Source organism: Enterococcus sp., assembly GCF_032555305.1.
Classification (GTDB): domain Bacteria; phylum Bacillota; class Bacilli; order Lactobacillales; family Enterococcaceae; genus Enterococcus_A.
Genome location: NZ_JAWGOQ010000012.1, coordinates 80992 through 96830, shown reverse-complemented (window position 1 = coordinate 96830; position 15839 = coordinate 80992). Strand labels below are relative to the sequence as shown.

Annotated in this window: 14 protein-coding genes and 1 other annotated feature; of the genes, 7 read left to right on the top strand and 7 right to left on the bottom strand. The window is 40.9% G+C overall.

Features of this window, described 5'->3' with window-relative positions; translation table 11 throughout:
* Positions 1 to 402 precede the first annotated feature (402 nt).
* Both E6139_RS10680 and E6139_RS10675 read right to left on the bottom strand, forming a co-directional pair.
* Positions 403 to 1740 carry an MATE family efflux transporter gene (locus E6139_RS10680; protein WP_316403057.1) on the bottom strand — a complete coding sequence of 446 codons (1338 nt, stop codon included), beginning with the start codon at positions 1738 to 1740 and terminating at the stop codon, positions 403 to 405.
* Positions 1741 to 1753: 13 nt separating this feature from the next.
* Positions 1754 to 2035, bottom strand: coding sequence for a metal-sensing transcriptional repressor (locus E6139_RS10675; protein WP_316403056.1), 282 nt, complete (start codon positions 2033 to 2035; stop codon positions 1754 to 1756).
* 272 nt (positions 2036 to 2307) lie between these two features.
* Here E6139_RS10675 and E6139_RS10670 point away from each other — a divergent pair, with 272 nt between their 5' ends.
* Positions 2308 to 3483, top strand: a complete 1176-nt coding sequence (locus E6139_RS10670; protein ID WP_316403055.1) for an AI-2E family transporter — start codon at positions 2308 to 2310, stop codon at positions 3481 to 3483.
* Between the two features lie 49 nt (positions 3484 to 3532).
* Here E6139_RS10670 and trhA read toward each other — a convergent pair whose 3' ends face one another.
* The 5 genes from trhA to E6139_RS10645 form a co-directional block, all read right to left on the bottom strand.
* Positions 3533 to 4168, bottom strand: a complete 636-nt coding sequence (gene trhA, locus E6139_RS10665; protein WP_316403054.1) for a PAQR family membrane homeostasis protein TrhA — start codon at positions 4166 to 4168, stop codon at positions 3533 to 3535.
* 91 nt (positions 4169 to 4259) lie between these two features.
* Entirely contained in the window at positions 4260 to 4547 is a 288-nt protein-coding gene (locus tag E6139_RS10660) for a hypothetical protein (protein ID WP_316403053.1), read from the bottom strand.
* A gap of 79 nt (positions 4548 to 4626) precedes the next feature.
* Complete coding sequence (locus E6139_RS10655) at positions 4627 to 5289, bottom strand: methionine ABC transporter permease (RefSeq protein WP_316403052.1); 663 nt, start codon at positions 5287 to 5289, stop codon at positions 4627 to 4629.
* The gene (locus E6139_RS10650) at positions 5289 to 6302 is read right to left on the bottom strand and encodes a methionine ABC transporter ATP-binding protein (protein WP_316403051.1); all 1014 of its coding nucleotides are present in this window, start codon (positions 6300 to 6302) and stop codon (positions 5289 to 5291) included. Before E6139_RS10650 ends, E6139_RS10655 begins: the two co-directional genes overlap by 1 nt.
* An 18-nt stretch (positions 6303 to 6320) precedes the next feature.
* Positions 6321 to 7145, bottom strand: coding sequence for a MetQ/NlpA family ABC transporter substrate-binding protein (locus E6139_RS10645; protein WP_316403050.1), 825 nt, complete (start codon positions 7143 to 7145; stop codon positions 6321 to 6323).
* A gap of 103 nt (positions 7146 to 7248) precedes the next feature.
* Positions 7249 to 7481, bottom strand: a binding site (T-box leader).
* Positions 7482 to 7666: 185 nt separating this feature from the next.
* On the opposite strand from E6139_RS10645, the gene E6139_RS10640 reads away from it, so the two are divergent.
* The 6 genes from E6139_RS10640 to E6139_RS10615 all read left to right on the top strand — a co-directional run bounded on the left by E6139_RS10640 (position 7667) and on the right by E6139_RS10615 (position 15764).
* A complete protein-coding gene (locus E6139_RS10640) occupies positions 7667 to 8734 on the top strand; it encodes an iron-containing alcohol dehydrogenase family protein (protein ID WP_316403049.1) in 1068 nt (355 codons plus the stop codon).
* 1102 nt (positions 8735 to 9836) lie between these two features.
* The gene (locus E6139_RS10635; RefSeq protein ID WP_316403048.1) at positions 9837 to 10685 is read left to right on the top strand and encodes a ParA family protein; all 849 of its coding nucleotides are present in this window, start codon (positions 9837 to 9839) and stop codon (positions 10683 to 10685) included.
* A 12-nt stretch (positions 10686 to 10697) separates the two neighbouring features.
* On the top strand, positions 10698 to 11237 hold the full coding sequence (locus E6139_RS10630; RefSeq protein WP_316403047.1) for a hypothetical protein: 540 nt from the start codon (positions 10698 to 10700) through the stop codon (positions 11235 to 11237).
* 652 nt (positions 11238 to 11889) lie between these two features.
* Positions 11890 to 12975, top strand: a complete 1086-nt coding sequence (locus E6139_RS10625; protein ID WP_316403046.1) for a replication initiator protein A — start codon at positions 11890 to 11892, stop codon at positions 12973 to 12975.
* Positions 12976 to 13030: 55 nt separating this feature from the next.
* Positions 13031 to 14554 carry a chloride channel protein gene (locus tag E6139_RS10620; protein ID WP_316403045.1) on the top strand — a complete coding sequence of 508 codons (1524 nt, stop codon included), beginning with the start codon at positions 13031 to 13033 and terminating at the stop codon, positions 14552 to 14554.
* 139 nt (positions 14555 to 14693) lie between these two features.
* The gene (locus tag E6139_RS10615; RefSeq protein ID WP_316403044.1) at positions 14694 to 15764 is read left to right on the top strand and encodes a Xaa-Pro peptidase family protein; all 1071 of its coding nucleotides are present in this window, start codon (positions 14694 to 14696) and stop codon (positions 15762 to 15764) included.
* Positions 15765 to 15839: the final 75 nt, after the last annotated feature.

Sequence of the window (15839 nt, the reverse complement as noted above, 5' to 3'; positions counted from 1 at the left end):
AAGCGCTTTCATTTTAAATAATCTGAATCATAATTAGAAAACGCTTTTCGTAAACTTTTAGTACAGGCCAAAAAAACAATTCTTTTTTAACAGGATACAGATATAGTCCAAATTTATATTTTAGAGTACCAAATAAATAAGTACTTTCTGACATATTCATATTATTGTCTTTCGAGATTTATATCAATTGATGATATCCCAAACAGAACTTGCGCAAGTCACGGATGTTGCACACAATTCCTACCGCTTAAGCGACCATGAAAATGCTTAAATGGCGATCTTTTTGTCATCTGTAAGTCTTATTTCTCTAAGGTGAATCGACGACCCAGAGACAGACGTAAACCAATATCCTGGAAAAAATGATCGGTCGTTCATCATAATAAAAAAAAGAAACCCCTGACATCATTCAGAGGTTTCCTTGAGTATTGTCTTCTTATCACTCAGATTATGATTGAATTTATAAACCAAGAACAGAGAACGCAGGTAAAGATCGATCGCAATCGACAGCCAAATACCGGCGATACCTAAGCCCAAATACTTGGATAAAACAATCACACCAACCACACGAATTCCCCACATTCCAAAGGCCGTGCTATATAATGGCGACTTCGTATCGCCCATCCCCTGCAGAGAACCTGTCGTTATCAAACTGATCGCCAACCCTGGCTGCGCAAAAGCATCAATTCGCAACGCGATCACAATCTGTCGTAGCGCTTCCTGATCCGAGGTGAATAATGAGGCGAAAAATGGCGCCCCGAAAAATAAAATCACACCCAAGAGCGACATGAAGATCACCCCATATTTTGCGGCCGAATAGCCATATCTTTTGGCCTGCTGAGGATCGAGAGCGCCAATCGCATTGCCCACTAAGGTCGTGGCAGCTGTTGCCAAACCATACGCCGGCATATAGGTAAAGCTTTCAATATTTCCCGCAATCGAATGAGCCGCAAAAGTCTTAGCGCTAATACTGACAATCAAACCAAAATAGAGCACCTGCCCCAGCCGCATCACTAATCGTTCCAATGTAGCCGGAATTGATAAATTAATTAATGGACGATAGTTGCTCGATGCGAACAAGGTTGACCAATCCAATGGACTTTTCGACAGCTGAACCTTACGATAAAGCAGCCAGCAACCCAGTACTCGCGATAAAACCGTCCCGATCGCGGTTCCTAAGACACCCAACGCCGGAATCGGTCCCAATCCGAAGATCAAGATATAATCGATCACGATATTTCCGATGTTGACCACTACGCTGACCTTCATCGGTGATTTCGTATCGCCAGTTGCTCGTAAAATACTGCCGAAAATCGTCATCAAACCCATGAACAGCGCACCGCCACCCACAATTACGAAAAACGTTAAGGACTCCTGCAAAATTCGATCAGAAGCACCCATCATTCGCAGTAGCGGACTTCCGAAGAGCACTGAGACCAAAGCCAACAGCAGACTGATCACAATAGTCAAAAGAACCGATTGGTTGGTGATAATTTGTGCCTCAGACTCACGTTTTGCCCCAATTTTTTGTGCAATTAAAGCAGAAGTCCCCACACCCAGCGCTATAAACAGCGCGAGATAAACATTCAAGATCGTGTTAGCAATCCCGACGGCTGTCACTGCCACCAATCCGATCTTTGAGATCATCAGCGCGTCAATAAAGCCTACAGCCGTCTGCAAAATGTTCTCGACCGTCGCTGGAATGGCTAATGCCAAAATTTTATTTTCTTTAAGTGAAGTCATAACGTTCCCCCGCTTAAAGCATCTTGCTGTATTGATGGATCGCTCGCCGTAAGCTTTCTAATTCCTGTTCAGTTTTTCCGCTTTCCACTGCATCCATAAAGGTATGGTCCGCGTGCGCTTCTAATAATATCTGAGAAATCTTTTGAATCGCCGACTTGGCTGAGTTCAATTGAATGATCACTTCATCAAAAGGCTTTTCATCCACGATCATTTTCTTGATCCCGCCGATCTGCCCTTCGATCCGATTGATTCGTTTTACAAGATTATCCACCTGATGATCCGGTTTATGTGACATGCTTGCTCCTCCTTATTTTTCCGTTTATGCTATATACCCCCATACCCCATATCGAAAGAATAATCCTTTCCTATTAATCTGTCAATGTGTTAGAAAAAAACTCATTTCCGCCATTTTACCCATTTCAATCAAAAACTCTGAAAAGTATACAGTTTACCGGACATTCGGTATACTATTTCTATGATCACTGTTTGCCCTGCTTTTTATTGATTCAATAACAGGACAAACGTTTTTTTAAATAGTCTATTAAATCGAATAAGGAGATTCGTTCTATGGAAAAAGAGAAACCCTCAAAAATCATTCAATTTTTTGGCGGGAAAACATCGTACTACATGATCGGGCTGATTATTTTAAGTGCCTTAGCCATCTATTTACTGAATACTGTTTCATTTATTTTCAGACCGCTTGTAGTCATTATCACCACGGTGCTGCCGCCAATGGTCTTTGCGCTGCTGCTGTATTACCTGTTGAACCCCGTGGTGAACTTCTTAAGCAAGAAGGGCGTACCGCGAACAATCAGCATCATCCTTACCTACGTGGTGATCCTTGGTCTGTTCTTTTTTGGCGGCGCTCGGCTGATTCCGGTGATCCAAAACCAGGCGCAAGACCTGATCAAGCAATTTCCGAATTACATTGATGATTTTCAAAGTGCGGTCAAAAACATCCTAGATTCAACGCCGTTTGCGGCTTCGTCTGACCAAGCGTTGGATTCATTAGACAAATTGACCAAAGAAGCGCTGACCTATCTGGGAAATAACTGGCAAGACGGGGCAAAGGGCTTAGGAACGATCTTTTCAGCGGTCTCAAGCACAGCTATCACCTTGTTTACCGGACCGATCATCTCGTTCTTTTTACTGCAAAGTCCGCATAAGCTTTACAATGCTGTGATTGAACTGATCCCGCCGCGTTTTAGAAAGGATTGCCGATCACTGATTAAGATTGCTAATCAACAATTAGGCGCCTTCTTAAAAGGCCAAGTCATTGCCTCACTGCTGCTGGGTCTGATCTATTGGGTTGTCTTCCTACTGTTGGGTCTGGAATTTGCGACAGTGATCGCATTGGCTGCCGGGATCTTGAGTATCATCCCATACATCGGCTCGTTTTTAGCCTTCCTACCGGGGATGTTTATCGCCTTTCAGGATTCAAATCTGATGGTGGTGAAATTTGTGATTGCCTGGTTTGTCGTACAGCTGGTACACGGGGACCTCGTTGTTCCCCGGGTCATGGGAGACAAATTGAAGATTCACCCGATCACAATCTTAGTGGTTTTACTGGTTATGGGAGATCTTTTAGGCTTGGTCGGTGTGATCTTCGGTATTCCGATCTACTCCATGATCAAATTGTTCGTCGTCTTCACCTTCCGCAAGTTCAAACAGCGCTACAATAAGTATTTCGCTGATGAAGGCGCCTATCGCAATACCGGCTTTTCCGAGGATGATTATCTATAAAAAAATGAGTTGCCTCCCAAGCGGAAGCAACTCATTTTTGTTTATCCTTTTATAAATAAATTGAAAAGAACATCAGCATCGCACCCAGCATCACGAATAGATGCCAAACGACGTGCATGTAACGCCGGTTTTTCATGCTGTAAAAGACCGACCCGACTGTATAAGCAACGCCGCCGCCAACCAGCAGCAGCAGACCCTTCAGTCCAACACTGTGATACAGGCTTGGCAATGCAATGACGACTGCCCAGCCCATCACATTATAAATGATTGTGGACAGCTTCGATACTGACTTGACCTTGCTCAATGTCAGGCTCTTGTAGACGATCCCGATGATCGCCGCCAGCCAAATGACACTCAGCAATACGATTCCAATTGTTCCTTTGATATATAGTAAACAATAGGGCGTATATGTCCCAGCGATCAGCAGATAAATCGAGCAATGATCAAAGACCTGAAAGATCTTTTTGGCTTTGGTAAAAATTAAACTGTGGTACAAGGTCGATGCTAAAAACAAGAGCAGCAGCGAGACCCCGTAAATAATAAAGGAAACATAGTGCAGCCCGCTATTGGCTTTCTTAAGCAAAAGAACGAATCCAACAATACTCAAAAACACACCCACACCATGCGTCACCGCATTCAACACTTCATTCGTGATCAAGTACTTCCGGCTAAACTGTCTCTCCATTGATTCGTCACCTCTGATAAACTTATTAAAGATACTATATCATAGTTAACAAAATAATTCAATCTAGTTTTTAAAACTAGATGAAAAACTTTTACCCTAAAACAATTCCCTGCTTGATCAATTTATAGCCAAAAACCAGCTCTTCTTCGACAAAAATCTCTGCATCCTTGGCTTCATTCAGTACCTTGATCAACTGCTTCAGCGTTAATCGCTCTCCTTGCTGCTTCGTCAAAATAATGTTCCCCGCTTCTACCTTAACAGCTAAATGATTCGTCTGCTTGTCCCCATCATTGACAAAAACATATGTATAAGAAGATAATTTTTTCAGCTCTCCAGTCGCATCCACTTGCATTGCAGTCAATAGATCCTTGGCTTTCAACTACCTCACCTCCAGCTTTATTATAGCAAAAAGAAAACGACGAATCGGGCTGAAGCACTCCCTGATTCATCGTTTTCCCTTAACTTCGATCTAAACTTTTGGCGATCGTATTGCCTAATGACTGGACGATCTGAACTAATACAATCAGCAGGATGATCGTCGTATACATCACTGCCGGCTCATTGCGCAAAAAGCCATACTGATATGCAATACTGCCTAGCCCGCCTGCACCGACTAGACCCGCCATCGCTGTCGCACCGATCAAACCGATCATAGCAATCGTCAACCCGCGAATGATCCCGCCCCGCGCCTCTCTCAACAGTACGCTGCGAATAATATGAAAATGACTGATCCCCATCGCTTGATACGCCTCGATCACGCCGCCATCGACTTCTAAAAGTGACGTTTCCACCAACCGAGCTAAATAGGGTGCTGTGTAAATGATCAGCGGTAGCAGTACCCCCTGCACGCCGATCGTCGTTCCCATAATTAATTTGGTCAATGGCAAAATCAAGAATAATAAAATGATAAATGGCAACGAACGCAGCACATTGATGACACTATTTAAGATTGAATAGAGGGGAAGATTACTATTCAATCCGCCTGGTCGAGCAATGACTAGCAGCACACCCAATGGTATTCCGATAATAATCGACAAGCCTAAAGCCACACAAACCATCACTAGCGTCTGCCCCAAGCCTTCAAGCACGACAGTCCCCCATTGATTCCAAAATTCGCTCATTACACAACCCCCTCAACAATAATCCCTTGGCTTTGGATATAGTCCTTCGCCGCCTGAAAATCAGCGTCTGTTCCGCCATCAAACTGAACTAATAGCTGTCCATGACGCTTTTCCTTCAAATAACCGATATTACCGCTGAGAATATTCGGACTCAATGGAAAATCCTTTGCTACCTTCGCCAAAATCGGCTCCGTCGCTTCCTCTCCGATAAATTGCAGCTGTACGAGACGTCCGCTGCCCTTATACGTCGCTAAAACCTCTTCTGGAACATTGTAACCGTCATTTGCACCAATGAATCGTTTCGTCGTTTCCTCTTCAGGACGAGTAAACAGATCGATCACAGGACCTACCTCTACGACCCTGCCATCCTCCATCACGGCCACCCGATCACAGATGCGCTGTACCACATCGATCTCATGAGTAATCAGAAAAATCGTGATCCCCAGCTCTTGATTGATCTTGGTCAATAAAGTCAAAATCGATTCCGTTGTTTCCGGGTCTAAGGCGCTGGTAGCTTCATCCGACAATAAAATCTCCGGTTCATGAGCCAAAGCTCGGGCAATCGCTACCCGCTGCCGTTGTCCACCAGACAATTGCGCTGGATAATTGTCCTTACGGTCCGTCAGACCCACCAAATCCAAATAGCGGTCCACCCGTTCTGCGATGACCTCCTTTGGTACACCCTCCAGCTTCAGTGGTTTCGCGATATTTTCATAAACCGTCGCTGTCGACAGCAAGTTATACCCCTGAAAAATCATCCCGATCTTACGTCTAGTTAACAATAATTCTTTTTTGTTGAGCTCGCCCAGATTTTGACCATTGATCAAAATCTGTCCTGTTGTTGGCGGCTCTAAATAGTTGATCATGCGAATTAAAGTCGATTTTCCCGCTCCAGAGTACCCGACAACACCGAAAATCTCGCCCTTTTCGATCGTCAGACTAACCTCTTTTACCGCTTCGACACGCCGTTTCTTCTGTTGATAAACCTTCGAAACCTTTCTAAGCTCGATCATGTGAAGTCTCCCTTCTTTCTAAAATGCTGGTACAACCGAACCTTTGAATTTTTCTTCAATAAATTTTTTCGTTTCATTCGATTGGTAGTATTTTTTAATCTCTTTCACGATCTTATCGTCCTTATTTTCTGTTCGAACGGCAAACACATTGTAATTAGGGTTATCCTTTAATGGTTCATGATAGATCGCATCATCATTGATTGTTAGACCAGCTCCAAAGGCAAAGTTGGTATTGATCGCCGCTGCTGCCAATTCTCCCAACTGAGAAGGAATCTGTGACGCCTCCAGCTCGACAATCTCGATATCCTTAGGGTTCTCAGCAATATCATTCTTCGTTGCTTTGATTTCCACCCCATCCTTCAGCTTCAAAACACCCGCTTCTTCTAACAATTTCAGCGCCCGGTACTCGTTTGTTGGATCATTCGGCACACCAACCTTGTCACCCTTTTGAAGTTTACCTAAATCAGAAACTTTTTTAGAGTAAACCCCTAATGGAAAGGCCACTGTTTTAAAGGCTGATTCAATCTTGTAGTCCTTATCCTTCACCTGCTGCTCTAAAAAAGAGAGAGTTTGATAGCTGTTTCCATCCAAATCTCCATCACTTAATGCGGTATTAGGTGTGTTGTAGTCATCAAAGCTCTTGATGTTGATCTCCAGTCCATCTTTTTTCGCCTGTTTGGCAACCTCCTCCAAAATTTCCTGATGAGGCCCAGACGTGACACCGATCGTTACCTTCTTCTCATCTAAGGGTTGCGCTTCGCCTTTTGTTCCACACCCAGCCAAGACTCCGCTCACCGCTAACGCCGCTATACTTAATAAAATTCCTTTACCTAATTTTTTCATCATCATTTCCTCCTAATTTGTCTTTATCCCTGTTCCAAAATTTCGTTTTTTACAATTTGCTAGCAAAGAAAAAAAGCCCGCCCTCTTCCCACACTATGTGCAGGAAAAGGACGAGCTTACTCGCGATACCACCTTCATTTGCAACAGCCTCACAGCTATTGCCTCAACAAGTACAATCATACTTGAGCGTTGTTAACGAGCGCTGCCCCGTCACTGCCTACTTATCGGCAATGCCATTCAGAGACCATTTTCTAAATTCTTCCGCATATCCGCTCTCACCTACCCGGACTCTCTTTGATGCTTCGTCATTTATACTTTTCTCTTCATCACGTTTCTTTGTCTAACAAATTGTTAAATCGTATCTTACAGGTCAAAATAAAAACTGTCAACACTTTTTTATCATCAAAAACACAGTTGACTTTCATTTTTACAAAGCATAAACTAGTTGAAATCTCACATATTAAATCAAGCATGTTTCTCTGAGAAAACTTGTTTCTCAATATAAAAAGGAGTTGAACTGAATGGACATTACTACTGAAGTACGCCCTGGTGCCAATCGCTACGCCAGCGGGGAGAATATTCTGCAAAATTTACCAAGCTACTTAGCTGGCTTCAAGAAAATCGCCGTTATTACAGGTGAAAAATCATCCGAAGCCTTCAAAAAGTATTATCGCAAAGAGCTCCACTACCCCACTTATCGATACGATGGCAGCTCTAGCCACGAAAATGCTGTAGAATTAGCCAAAAAAATTGGTCAAACCGAGCTGATTCTTGCCATCGGCGGCGGACGCGTCATCGACACTGCCAAGATGACTGCTGAAGAGCTGAATGCTGAACTAATGGTTATCCCAACACTGATCTCTAACTGTGCACCCTTCACCCCGATCGTGGCGGTTTATCATCCGAATCGAACCTTCAAAGCGATGGGTTTTATGAAACGAGCACCCTTTTTAACCCTCGTTGATTCAACATTTCTATTGCAAACGCCAAGAGATTACTTCGTTGCTGGAATCGGTGATACTCTAGCTAAATGGTACGAGATCGAAGGAATCACCCGTAATCTGCCAGAGGATGAGAAATCAGCCTATGTCCGCCTTGGAATCGCTAGTGCTAAAGCCATTCAAGAACTTCTTCTGAAGGATGCGATCCCAGCTATTGAGAGCTTAGAGAAAAACAAACCTACACCTGCCTTCAACCGTGTTACTGATACGATCATCGGTCTGGCAGGAGAAACTGGCGGCTTTGCTGCCTCTTATGGACGTTCTGCAGGTGCCCATGCCATTCATGATGGTCTCTCCTATTTGGAAGATACCCATGACCAGCTTCACGGAATGAAGGTCGCTTATGGTATTTTAGTCCAATTAGCCTATACAAAAGATCTGGATGAAATAGAGAAACTGAAAGGCTTTTATCGTTCTGCTGGCTTACCTTTGAAGCTGAAAGAACTGAATGTTTTCGATACCTCAAAGGAAGCCCTTTTGCCAGTAATCAACCATGCCGCCTCCGCCAATGAAACCTTTAATATGGTTGACCCTAATATTACCGCTGATCAAATCTATCGAGCAATTCAAACTGTAGAGTTTTCATAAAGTTTACTTTAAAGCCATTGAGGTATACCTCAATGGCCTATTTTATTGCAGTAAACTCCATTTCTTAATGCTATTAAGTTTACTTTATTTTAATCCAGTTCAACATTGATAAAATATAGTTTACCTCAAATAGAACTATAGTTTCAGTATTTTTTATTAAAGTAAACTTTTTAATACTATTTGAAAACATCTATATAAAGTATACCTTATATCATTGTAGTTTAGTTTACTTAAAATAATTAAAGTTTACTTTTACCTATACGTAAAAAGGGTTACCTTAAAAATATTATTGAGGTTTACTTCAATCCTTTATCGAATATACTGCTACACACCAATGTTTTTAATTTAAGTTTACTTTATTTAACAAATTTGCTGTTTCTACGGTTTACTTTATATTAGATAAATGGAGTAAACTTTAAAATAAATATGGTTTACCTTTTTAAAAAAAGAGTTTACCTCATTATCATATTATCCGGTATACCTTAAACTTACATATTGCGGTTTACTTTTATAAATAGGTAAACCTCATTTTATTCTATTAAAGTTTACTTTTTAATCAATATAAGGGTTTACTCTTATTTAAAGATAAGAAAAAGTTTACCTTAAATAAAAAGATTCTTTTCGGTTTACTTTTTATAAAATGGGTAAACTTTAAATAAAAGGTTTTCCAGTATACTTTAATAGTATTGGTTTACTTTATTTAAGATTAACCATCATATGTGGTTTACTTTTAGTATATTTGAAGTTTACCCAAGTATTATTAAGGTATACTTTTCAAACATAGAATTGCTAATATATAGGCATTTATATATTTATAAAGTACACCTTATATGAATATGAGTATACTTTATCTCTATTTGAAGTAAACTCAATTGAAATAATAGTGTCAACCTCAATTATATTAGAGTATACCTTATATGATAAAATAGAGTGTACCTTAAATGCTAAATTGTAGTATACTTCAATTTAAGATATTAAGGTAAACTTCTATGATAAAAGTATTTATAGTTTACCCTATAACAAATAATTGTAGTAAACCTTATTGATATTTCAAAGGCTTTATAGTAAACTTTAATTGAGAAATTATGATTGGAGAATTTTTATGCCAAAAAAAGCAGAGACATATGTAGTAGGAAATTTTAAGGGAGGCGTCGGCAAATCGACTACCGTTCAGATGCTTTCATTCGAGAGTGCGTTTCGTAAGGATCGTAAAACGTTGGTTATCGATTTGGACCCTCAAGGAAACACAAGTGACGTTTTATCATTAACTGCAGAAAATTTTGGGAATGATACTTTACCAGATGATTTCAACAAAACAATTTGGGAAGCCGTTCGGACGGGAGACATTCAGTCATCCATATATGAGATCATGCCTAATTTGGATTTGATCCCAGCAAATATTTCTTTCTCTGATTTTCCAGATTATATGATTGAAAAATATCCTGGCGATAAATTGTCTCAATTTAAATATATGGAAGAATTGATCGAACCATTGAAGAGCATTTACGATGTGATCTATATTGACGTGCCACCGACGATCAGTACTTATTCAAATGCGGCCATGTATGTGGCGGAATATGTTATCGTCATTTTGCAGACACAGGTGAAATCCTTAAAAGGAGCCCAAAACTACATTGACTACATGAATTTCTTCATTGAACAATATGAAACTGATCTAGAAGTCGTCGGCATTGTTCCATTCATGATGCAAAAACGGGATTCAGTTGACCAAGAGATCTATACCGCAGCAAGAGAAATCTATGGTGCCCATCTTTTGGACACTGTGGTACTGAATCAGAGCCGTTTGAAACGCTACGATGGGTCGGGAATTACCTATGAAATCAACAAAAACGGCAAAGTTGAGCAATGGGACAAGCGCGCACACGAGGTTTTCGTTAATATTTTGGACGAAATTGATGAACATCGCCTCATATTAAGCGGTGAAGAGTAGGGGAGACGTTAAATGGCGAAAAAAATGAAGCTAGATTCGCTTTTGACGGCGAATAAAAAAAATAAAGGCATTGAAAAAATGTCTGAGTATTCCAACCAAGACAAAGAAGAAAAGAAGCCCAGCTCTCAGGACCTCTTAGCAAAGAGAACCCTTAGCCCAGAAACGGATTTTCGACGTTCCTCATTCCAAGAGGAAACCAGGCAATTAAATGAACGAAGCCAAATTCAGACGACTCCTTCTCAGCATCAAGAAAGTGGCGCAGGAAAGCGGGGGAGAAAGCGACAATATAAGGACCCTCGTTATAAGGCGCTTGAGATGCAGAAAATCTCTGCTCGGACGAAGATTCGTTTACAAAACTTGATCAATGCGAAGTTTGATGACTATACTCCGGATAGAATGATCGACTTCTTATATGATTTTTATATTGAAAAGGGACTGTCCAGAGACGACAGAAGTTTCTTAAACCAGCTTGAAGAAGCCTCCATGGAGGAGTATAAAGACAAGCCGAAGTACCAAAAATTATTCAAAGAATTAGAAAATGATGAGAAATAAACACAAATAAAGTAAACCGTAATGCTAGTTGTAATCAGCATTACGGTTTACTTTTTTTAAAGTTATCTGATATTTAAGTTTACCTTTATTAAGGTTAATTTTTTATAAAAGTTTACTTTTGGGTGAAAGAGGTTTCCCTCATTGCCCTCTGTGGATAACTTATGAACTCCTTATCCACATTACTTTTTATCCACATTATCACTTAAGAAGAGAGCTGCTATTACTTTAATTAAGGTTTACCAAAATGACTTTTACATCATTTAATAAAGTAAACCAAAATTGTTTTTATATCAACATTATAGTAAACCTTAATTGCTTTTGTAAACATTAAAAAAGTTTACCTTAAAAAAAGATGGTTGGGAATCGCTTTACAACAGGCTTTTAATCCATTATTCTATACATGTAGAAAAAAAACGAAAAAAGAGTTTAAAGATTTGGCGATCTTTAAACTCAAAGGTTTGAGCTAATTTTGGCGAATTAGCCTGTCACATTTAGATAAACATTTAAGGGTTAGAAAAATTGGTGTTTGCCTAACCTTCTATTAAGTATACCATATTTTGGTTACTTTCTCAATCAGATATCTTGTGACAGTAAGCATTCCTTTAAAAACTTTCGTAATTAACTTTGAGAGTGAACAAGGAGGTTTTTTGTCGTGTCCACAAATTTGGATAATATCATGACAGCAGCAAACTTACCCAACGGAAATTATCTTCCGATTGATTTGAATTTAATTAATAATCCACAGTATGAAAATCTTTCCATTGAGGCCATGATGCTTCACGCATTATATACGATGCGAATGACCTGCAGTATCTATAATTCCCAAAAAGACGGCAGCTGGCTTGATGAAGCTGGACTTCCGTACATTTATTTTTCTAATGAAGAAGCAGCAGACTTATTGCGTGTGTCTGAGAGAAAAGTGACCAATTTAAAGACTCGTTTAGTTCAAGCTGGGTTAATCCAGGTTATTCGTCATGGACTGAAGAATTATCGAATCTATGTTTCCAATCCTAAAGCTCCAGAAGAGGGGATTGTTGTAAAACTAGCATTCAAAAATCATACCAGCAGCAAAACGATAGTACCTGTGGAAAACAATGTTCCAGAAAAAACAATTGAGTTATCCACTGTGGATAGAGAAGCAGAATCTGCGTCTACGAACGCGCAAGATTTGCTTATAAGTACACAAAAACATTTAGCAAAACAAACCACAAGAGCAACAAACGTAACAGAGCCGCTACCAGAAACGGCTGCTATTTCGCAGGAACAAAGTTTGATTGACGGTTTAAGTGCTCGCTATGCCCATCTATTACCGCAGCAAGCCTTTCAACGCTTCTTGCCGTTTTGTGAAGGGGATTATCAAAAGGCCCGTTGGTTTGTTGATACGATTTTTAAAGCAAAATATGCTAGTACCCAGCAATATATCCAAGCTGGCTTACCTGCTGAGGCAGAGGTATTGACCTTTGAGCATAATGAGTACTTCAAGAACGATATCGCCGATGCGATCGCTAAAGCCATCGAACAAATGTATCGCTATAAGACTGTCAAAAATCCAGAGGGCTTTTTCTTTACCTTCATGCGAGGCTTCTTCAGCGAAAAAACGCGGCAATACTTAGTTGACCATTATCAATTGACGCCTGAACTGCAACAAACGCTTTCATATGTTCAACTGACGATTCAGCGAAAAAAAATGCGACAAAAGCCTATAAAATCACAAAAAGTCGCTAAAAAGGTCTCCTAAGAACCAAAACCTTTGTTATAATGTAGCGGAGTCTATCTAGAGAAAGGTTAATTATATGAATAAGTTTAAACTATCATTTTTTGGCTACAGTGGCCTTTTAGGTCTAGCTGTTGGAGTCATTGTAGCCTTATTTATGGGATTGGCGGAGCTAGGCCATCATCTCATTTGGCAAACACTGCCTAGAGCAGTTGGGGATCCACGGTTTTATCCACTGATTGTCTGTACGATCGGCGGAGTAGCGATCGGCTTTTTTGTGAAAGCTTTTGGCCGGTATCCCCGAACGTTGCAGGAATCGTTTACGGAGTATCAAGAAACACAACGAATCGACTATCATGATGGAAAATTAGTGCGAAATCTGCTGGGCTCTTTACTCGTTTTGTTTTTCGGAGCGAGCTTAGGTCCAGAGGCGGCTCTGGTGGCGATCATCGGCGGTCTAGTAACCTACGTAGCTGATCGAAGGAAGATTTTGGAGGATCAACGAGCCGATCTAGTGGAATTCAGCGTCGGCACCTCACTGGGTGTAATCTTCATGACACCACTATTCGGTGTGGGACGTTCAGTTGAACGCGATGATTGGCAAGTTGTGACGGAAAGCAAGCTCAAGAAATACGTTTTATATATTTTTACGACGTTTACTGGTTTTATTGGTTATCTCTTAACGTACAGTCTTTTTCCGAACCAAGAACAGGTCTTTGCGATTCGCAGGATGGAAAGCAGCTTTACTTGGCAGGGACTTTTGCTGGTCATTCCGATGATTATATTAGGAGCGCTTTTCGGAAAATTTTTCTTAGTTTTAGAAGAAAGAGGCGAAAAGCTGAATCAGCGAATTCGAAATCCATTGCCTTTGGCTGTCTTAGCAGGGATCATTCTCGGTACATTAGGAACAATTTCGCCGTATTTCCTATTTTCCGGCGAACATAATTTATTGTCCTTTACGCGTCAAGCAGAAACGATGAGCTTTTTCATCCTGCTGCTGATTGGATTTGGTAAAGTGGCGATCACGATGATTTGTTTGGCCTGCAACTGGCGGGGCGGAACGATCTTCCCAATGATCTTTGCTAGTATCGCAGTTGGCTTGGCTTTTGCGAATTTATTGCCTTATTCGCCTGGCTTGTTAGTAGCAGTTTTTACAGCTAGTGCTTGTGCGGTTATTTTAAAACAGCCGTTGGCGACAGCCTGCTTATTCCTGCTGTTGTTTCCAGTGGAATTATTCCTATGGATCTGGTTAGCTGGTTATTTAGGAAATCTCTTTTTACAGCGTGTTCCTTTTTTCCAAGAGGAGCAAACAATCAAATCCTTCAAGCTGCCGGAATTACCGAAGCGTCCGAAAAGGCCTACGGTAAAAAAAGCGGAGCCAGAAGAAGCTACTAGGGATGTTTCTGAATTACGAAAAGCAGCCGATCGCAAAAAAGCGGAAAATACCGAATCGCAACCGCGAGTGGCTGAGCCGAAAAAAGAAATTTTGGTCAGAAAAGAAGTTCGGAAACAGCGTGAACCAGAAAGAACAGTTGAAAGAAAAACAGAACGACCAGTTTCTGATGCACCAAGGACGCGCATGAGTCGTCACAATCGAAAATAACCGAGTTGGGAAAAAGCTACAAAGCTTTTTTCCGGCTCTTTTTCTTTGCATTTTTTTGAAAGCGTTGACCAAAGTTCGACTGACTGCTACTCTATTGATTAGAAGGCTAGAACTTCAAACAAGAAAGGAACGTGTGACAATGTTAAACGAAGCAAAGATTCGTGCGTACTTGGAAAAAGAGAAATTGGATGCTTTTTTTATTGCGAAAAGAGTAAATGTTCGTTTTGCTAGCGGTTGGACAGGAGACGATTCATTCATTTTGCTCACACAAGAGGGACAATACTTTTTGACCGATCCGCGCTACACCGAGCAGGCGGATATTGAAGTACCAGATTATGAAATTATTAATTGGCGCCTGCCTGGAAGAACGGTTGGAGATACCGTGGCACGCTTAGCTAGTGAGAAAAATATTAAGACGATCGCCTTTGAAGCGGATTATCTAACTTATGATATGTATTCGGATTTTACTTCGAAAACAAAAGCGGAATTCGTTCAAGCTGGCGGCGTCATTGATCGTATGCGAGCGATCAAATCGCCAAAAGAAATCCAATATATGCGTAATGCTTGCGAAATTTCTTGCCGAGCTTTGGAACGTTTGATGCCGGAAATCAGAGTTGGCGTAACAGAAAAAGAATTAGCCGCTAAACTTTCCTTGTACATGGTACAAGAGGGGGCTGATACACAGCCTTACGGGAATATCTTGATTTCGGGAGCGAATACGTCGCTGCTTCACGGGATCCCATCGAAAAAAGCAATTGAATATGGGGATTTTGTCTTAATGGATTTTGGTTGTCAATACGAGGGTTATATGTCTGACATGACGCGTACGGTGGTTGTCGGTAAAGCTTCTGAAAAGCAACGGGAAGTTTATGAGCTTGAAAAACAAAGCTTGGAAGCGGCGGAAGCAGTGATGAAAAATGGTGCTGCCGTAAAAGATATTTATCAAGCCTCACTAAAACCTTTGGAAGGTACAGAGTATCCGCAATATACGTACCGGAATATTGGACACAGTATCGGCTTGTTCGTGCATGAGCTGCCATACATCGATGAACAGTATGAGGATGTTTTAGAAACCGGGATGGTCATGACTATCGAACCGGGTATCTACATTCCTGACTGGGGCGGAGTGCGGATTGAAGACCAAGTTTTGATCACCAATGACGGCTATGAAAATATGATTAGACTTTCTCATGATTTGATTGAATTGTAAGCGTGGGATGGGCTATACTTAGGCGACGACAGCATGAGCTGTCGTCGTTTTTTGACAACGAATGATTATCAAATA

Excerpts from the sequence above, each read along its gene's own strand:
- E6139_RS10675 (WP_316403056.1), bottom strand. The coding sequence starts at position 2,035 with ATGTCACATAAACCGGATCATCAGGTGGATAATCTTGTAAAACGAATC.
- E6139_RS10680 (WP_316403057.1), bottom strand. The coding sequence starts at position 1,740 with ATGACTTCACTTAAAGAAAATAAAATTTTGGCATTAGCCATTCCAGCG.
- E6139_RS10620 (WP_316403045.1), top strand. The coding sequence starts at position 13,031 with ATGAATAAGTTTAAACTATCATTTTTTGGCTACAGTGGCCTTTTAGGT.
- E6139_RS10640 (WP_316403049.1), top strand. The coding sequence starts at position 7,667 with ATGGACATTACTACTGAAGTACGCCCTGGTGCCAATCGCTACGCCAGC.
- E6139_RS10655 (WP_316403052.1), bottom strand. The coding sequence starts at position 5,289 with ATGAGCGAATTTTGGAATCAATGGGGGACTGTCGTGCTTGAAGGCTTG.
- E6139_RS10630 (WP_316403047.1), top strand. The coding sequence starts at position 10,698 with ATGGCGAAAAAAATGAAGCTAGATTCGCTTTTGACGGCGAATAAAAAA.
- E6139_RS10645 (WP_316403050.1), bottom strand. The coding sequence starts at position 7,145 with ATGAAAAAATTAGGTAAAGGAATTTTATTAAGTATAGCGGCGTTAGCG.
- E6139_RS10650 (WP_316403051.1), bottom strand. The coding sequence starts at position 6,302 with ATGATCGAGCTTAGAAAGGTTTCGAAGGTTTATCAACAGAAGAAACGG.
- E6139_RS10670 (WP_316403055.1), top strand. The coding sequence starts at position 2,308 with ATGGAAAAAGAGAAACCCTCAAAAATCATTCAATTTTTTGGCGGGAAA.
- E6139_RS10615 (WP_316403044.1), top strand. The coding sequence starts at position 14,694 with ATGTTAAACGAAGCAAAGATTCGTGCGTACTTGGAAAAAGAGAAATTG.
- E6139_RS10635 (WP_316403048.1), top strand. The coding sequence starts at position 9,837 with ATGCCAAAAAAAGCAGAGACATATGTAGTAGGAAATTTTAAGGGAGGC.
- trhA (WP_316403054.1), bottom strand. The coding sequence starts at position 4,168 with ATGGAGAGACAGTTTAGCCGGAAGTACTTGATCACGAATGAAGTGTTG.